Origin of the sequence: Micromonospora sp. CPCC 205546 (assembly GCF_036902715.1) — a bacterium.
Classification (GTDB): domain Bacteria; phylum Actinomycetota; class Actinomycetes; order Mycobacteriales; family Micromonosporaceae; genus Micromonospora.
In genome coordinates this window covers 1-5,283 of sequence record NZ_JBAKHL010000137.1, presented here as the reverse complement: position 1 = coordinate 5,283, position 5,283 = coordinate 1, and the positions used below count along the sequence as shown (strand labels likewise).

At 75.0% G+C, this 5,283-nt stretch carries 1 protein-coding gene; it reads right to left on the bottom strand.

The window, feature by feature from the left end; genetic code table 11:
• Positions 1-5,283: amino acid adenylation domain-containing protein (locus V6U77_RS29515; protein WP_334610019.1), on the bottom strand; the 5,283-nt coding region annotated here is incomplete at both ends.

The following is a 5,283-nucleotide window of genomic DNA, read 5'->3' as shown; positions in this document are numbered from 1 at the left end:
GGCGTTGCCAGGCGGCGTAGTCGGCGTACTGCACGGGCAGGGGTGGCAGCGGGTCGGGGTGGCCGTGGTGGTGCGCGGCGTAGAGCACCCCGAGTTCCCGCACGAGGACGCCGAAGGACCAGCCGTCGGAGACCACGTGGTGCATCGTGACGAGCAGCACGTGCCGGTCGGGGGCGAGGGCGACCAGGCGGCCCCGGATCAGCGGGCCGGCGGTCAGGTCGAACGGGGCCGTGAACTCCTCGTCCTGCAGCCGGGCCAGTGAGGTGGCGGCGTCGGCCGCCCCGGTGAGGTCGTGCGTGTGCAGGGTGAAGCCGGCCCCGGGCGCATCGACGTGCTGGTGGACGTCGGAGCCGGCGGGGACGAGGCGGGTACGCAGGGCCTCGTGCCGGGCGACCAGTGCGTCCAGGGCGGCCCGCAGCGCGTCCCGGTCGAGCCAGCCGGCCAGCTCCAGGGCCAGCGGCATGTGGTACGTGTGGCCGAGACCGCCGAGCCGCTCCAGGAACCACAGCCGTCGCTGCGCGAAGGAGGGCTCCAGCGCACCGGTCCGGTCGACCGGGCGGATCGGCGGCAGCACGTCGCGGCCGTCCGGCGTCAGACGGGCGACGAAGGCGGTCAGGACCGGCGCCGCGAAGAGCACCGCCGGGGAGACCTCCCGCCCCATTACCTGCCGGATCCTGGACACCAGCCGCATGGCGAGCAGCGAGTGGCCGCCCAGCGCGAAGAAATCGTCGTGCCGGCCGACCCGCTCGACCCCCAGCACCTCCGCCCAGACGCCGGCGACCATGGTCTCCAGCAGGCCGACCGGCTCGACGTGCCCGCGCCGGCCGAAGGCCTCCCCGTCCGGTGCCGGCAGCGCCATCCGGTCGAGCTTGCCGTTGGGCGTCAGCGGCCACGCGGTCAGCCGGACGTACGCGGCGGGCACCATGTGCTCCGGCAGTTCGTCGGCGAGCCGGTCCCGCAGCCGCGCGGCGTCCGGCGCCCGTCCCGCCCCGTCCAGCACGTACGCGACGAGCCGCTGGTCGCCGCCGGCGTCCGGGCGCGCCACGACGACCGCCTCCCGCACGCCCTCGACGGCCGCCAACCGGGCCTCGATCTCGCCCAGCTCGACGCGGAAGCCCCGCACCTTGACCTGGAAGTCGTCGCGGCCCAGGAACTCCAGTTCCCCGTCCGGCAGGCGCCGGCCCAGGTCGCCGGTGCGGTAGAGCCGCTCGCCGGGCACGAACGGGCTGGGACGGAAGCGCTGCGCGGTCAGCTCGGGCCGGTTCAGGTAGCCGCGCGCCACGCCCGCACCGCCGATGTGGATCTCGCCGACCACCCCGTCCGGCACCGGCTCGCCCTCGCCGTCGAGCAGGTAGACCCGCACGTTGGGCAGCGGCCGGCCGATCGGCAGGCAGGTCGCCTCGGCGAGGCCGTCTGTCGGGAGCAGGTGGCAGGTGCTGTCGACGGCCGCCTCGGTCACTCCGTACGCGTTGACGATGCGCACCCCCGGGCCGCACAGGGCACGGAGCCGGGCGGCGTCGGCGGCGGCCCACGCGTCCGAGCCGCAGACCACCGTCTCCAGCCCCGCGAGACTCCCGCCGGTGGACTCCAGGTGCTCCAGCAACGGGTTGAGCACCGCCGGTACGAAGTCGGCGAAGTCCACGTCGTGGCGGCGCAGCAGGTCGTACAGGCCCGCGCTGTCCAGCAGCAGCGGACGCGGGCAGAGCACCAGCCGCCCGCCGAATCCGAGCGCCCGTACCACGTCGGCGGTGAAGACGTCGAACGAGAAGCTCGCCATCTGCAGGTGCGCCAGGCCCGGGCGCAGGTCGAGCAGGCGTTCCCAGGCGGCGGCGACGGCCATGAGCTGCCGGTGCTCCACCAGCACCCCGTTGGCGGTGCCCGAGGTGCCGGACGTGTAGATCACGTACGCCAGGTGGTGCGCGCCGAGCCCGTCGACGACCGGGTCGGTCACCGGCAGCTCCGCCCAGCCCGCCGCGTCGAGGTCCATCTCGACCACGGGGGTGTCCAGCCCGGCCAGCGCGGCGCGCAGCCGCTCGCGGGCCGGGCCGTGGGTCAGCGCCGCCACCGGCGCGCTGTCGCGCAGCATGGCGGCGAGCCGGTCGACCGGGTACGCCGGGTCGAGCGGGAGGTAGGCGCCACCGGCCTTGAGGACCGCCAGCAGTCCCACCACCGTCTCCAGCGACCGCTCGACGCAGATGGCGACCAGCCGGTCCGGCCCGACACCCCGGGCGCGCAGGTGGTGGGCCAACCGGTTGGCCCGGGTGTTCAGCTCGCCGTAGGTCAGCCGCTCGTCGCCGAGGACGAGGGCCACCGCCTCCGGGTCGTGGGCCGCCCGGGCCTCGACGAGGTGGTGCACCAACCGCCCGGGCGGGTACGCCACCGTGGCGTCGTTGCCCTCCTCGACGAGCCGGCGGCGCTCGGCAGGGGGCAGCACGTCGAGCCCGCCCACCGGCGCGTCCGGCGTCCGCTCCAGCGCCTCGGCCAGCGTCTCCAGCGCCCGCTCGACCATCGCGCAGACCCGCTCGGGCGCCACGCCGGCCGCAGCGACGGTCAGCACGACGTCGTCGCCCAGGTCGTCGACGTCCAGCGCGAGCGGGTAGTTTCCGCGTTCCTCGGCCGCCAGGTAGGTCAGGTCGTCGGCGTCGGGCTCCGGCGCGTCGATGTCCGACTCGGCCAGCACCTCGGCGTGCCGGTAGTTGAGCAGGGCGGTGAAGAGCGGAGCCGGCGGCGCCACCCCGCTGCACGACTGGGCGAGTGCCAGCGACGCGTGCTCGTGCCGGATCAGCCCGGTCAGCGCCCCGTGGGTGCGGCGTACGCACTCCGTGACGCCGGTGGAGTCGAGGGTGACCCGCAGGGGGAGCGTGTTGAGGAAGGGCCCGAGGATCCGGTCGTTGCCCGCGCCGCCGTCCATCCGGCCGGAGAGCACGGTGCCGAAGACGACGTCCCGGCGGCCGGCGGCCCGGGCCAGCACCTGCCCCCAGGCGACGTGGAACAGGCTGGTCACCCCCACCTGGAGGGCCTGGGCCCGCTGCCGCAGCCGCCGCGTCAGCTCCGGGCCGAGCCACACCCGGGCGCCGCGCATGGTGTGCCCGTCGCCGTGCACGTCGCGCAGGCCGAAGGGGAGGGTCGGGCCGTCGACGTCGGCGAGCATCCGGCGGAAGAAGCTCTCCTGCTCGGCCCGGTCGGATCCACGCCGGATCCGCGCCACGAAGTCGCGGAAGGGCAGCGGCGCCGGCAGCCGGTCGCCCTGGCCGGCCAGGTACGCGCGGATCTCGGCCCGCAGCTGCTTGAGCGAGGTGTTGTCGTCGACGATGTGGTGGATCAGCTCCACGGCCAGCCATCCGCCGTCGCGGGGGTCCCGCGCGACCAGCAGCCGCAGCAGGGGCGCCTGGTCCAGGGGGAGACGGCCGTACCGCCGCGCGACGTGCTCGCGCAGCTGCCGGACGGGGTCGTCGCCCGCGGGGTCGAGCGTGACCTCCCGCACCGGCAGCGGCGCCCGGCGCCACACCACCTGCACCGGCTCGTTGATCCCGTGCCACACCACCGAGGTACGCAGCACGTCGTGCCGGGCGATGACCGCCTCCAGCGCGGCCCGGTAGCGGTCCAACCGGTCCCGGTCGGCGAAGCGCAGGACGGTGGTGACCAGGTAGGGATCGCGGTCGCGGGCCATCAGGTGGTGGAAGAGCATCCCCTCCTGCACCGGGGCCAGGGGGTAGATGTCCCGCACGTTCGACGTCCCGCCCGGGACCGTCGCGACGACCGCGTCGATCTCCGACTGGCTCAGCCGCACCAGCGGCAGCAGGTCCGGCGTGATCCGCTCGCAGTCGGCCCGGATCGGCTCCGGGGCCTCGTCGGTCCGCTCCGCGCCGGCACCCACCGCTTCGGCCAGGTCGGCCAGGACCGGGGCGGCGAAGAGCGCGCGTACGTCGGCGGACAGGCCCTGGCGGCGCATCCGTTCCAGCACCCGCAGGGCCAGCAGCGAGTGCCCGCCCAGCGCGAAGAAGTTGTCGTGCCGGCCCACCCGCTCGACGCCGAGCACCTCCGCCCAGATGGCGGCGAGGGCGGTCTCCGTCGCACCGACCGGCTCGGTGTAGCGCCGGGCGGCGAAGGCCGACCCGTCGGGGGCGGGCAGGGCCTTGTGGTCGAGCTTGCCGTTGGGCGTGAGCGGCCACTCGGCGACCCGCACGTACGCGGCCGGAACCATGTGCTCCGGCAGGACGCCGGCCAGTCGGGTCCGCAGCGCCTCGGCGGTCAGCCGGCGCACCGAGGCGGTGTAGTAGCCGACCAGGCGCGACTCGCCCGTGGCGTCGGTCGTGACCGTCACCACCGCGTCGCGTACGCCGGGACAGGCGGCCAGTCGGGCCTCGATCTCGCCCAGCTCGACGCGGTAGCCGCGGATCTGCACCTGGGAGTCGTTGCGGCCCAGGTACTCGAGGCCGCCGTCGGGACGGTGGCGCACGAGGTCGCCCGTGGCGTAGAGCCGGTCGCCCGGCACGAACGGGCTGGGCCGGAAGCGTTGGGCGGTCAGCGCGGGACGGTTGAGATAGCCGCGCGCCACCCCCGCGCCACCGACGTGCAGTTCACCGACGACCCCGGGCGGCACCGGTTCCCCCTGCCCGTCGAGCACGTAGAGCCGCAGGTCGGGCAGGGGCCGCCCGATCGGACTGACTCCCGTCCGTTCGGCGTCGGCCGGGGTCAGCGGCCGGTGGGTCACGTGCACGGTCGTCTCGGTGATGCCGTACATGTTGACCAGCTCGGTGCCCCCGTTGCGCGCGTCCGCATACCACGGCCGCAGCATCGTCGGGTCCAGCGCCTCGCCGCCGAAGACCACCGTACGCAGCCGGTGCGCCCGGGCGCTGTCGGCCTGCGCCGCGATCAGGCCCCGGAACGCGCTGGGGGTCTGGTTGAGGACGGTGACGCCCTCGTCGCAGAGGAGCCGGTGAAAGTCGGCGGGGGAGCGGCCGACCAGCGGGGGAACGATCACCAGCCGGCCGCCGTGCAGCAGCGCGCCCCAGATCTCCCAGACGGAGAAGTCGAACGCGAAGGAGTGGAAGAGGCTCCACACGTCGGTCGGACCGAAGCCGAACCACCCGGCCGTGGCGGAGAAGAGCCGGACCACGTTGGCGTGCGTGACCATGACGCCCTTGGGGCGGCCGGTGGAGCCGGAGGTGTGGATGACGTAGGCGAGGTGCTCGGGTCGGGTGCCGGGGTCGGGGCTGGTGGTGGGTTGGTCGGCCCAGTGGTGTGCGTCGGCGTCGAGGTCGATGAGGGGGGTGGTGGTCA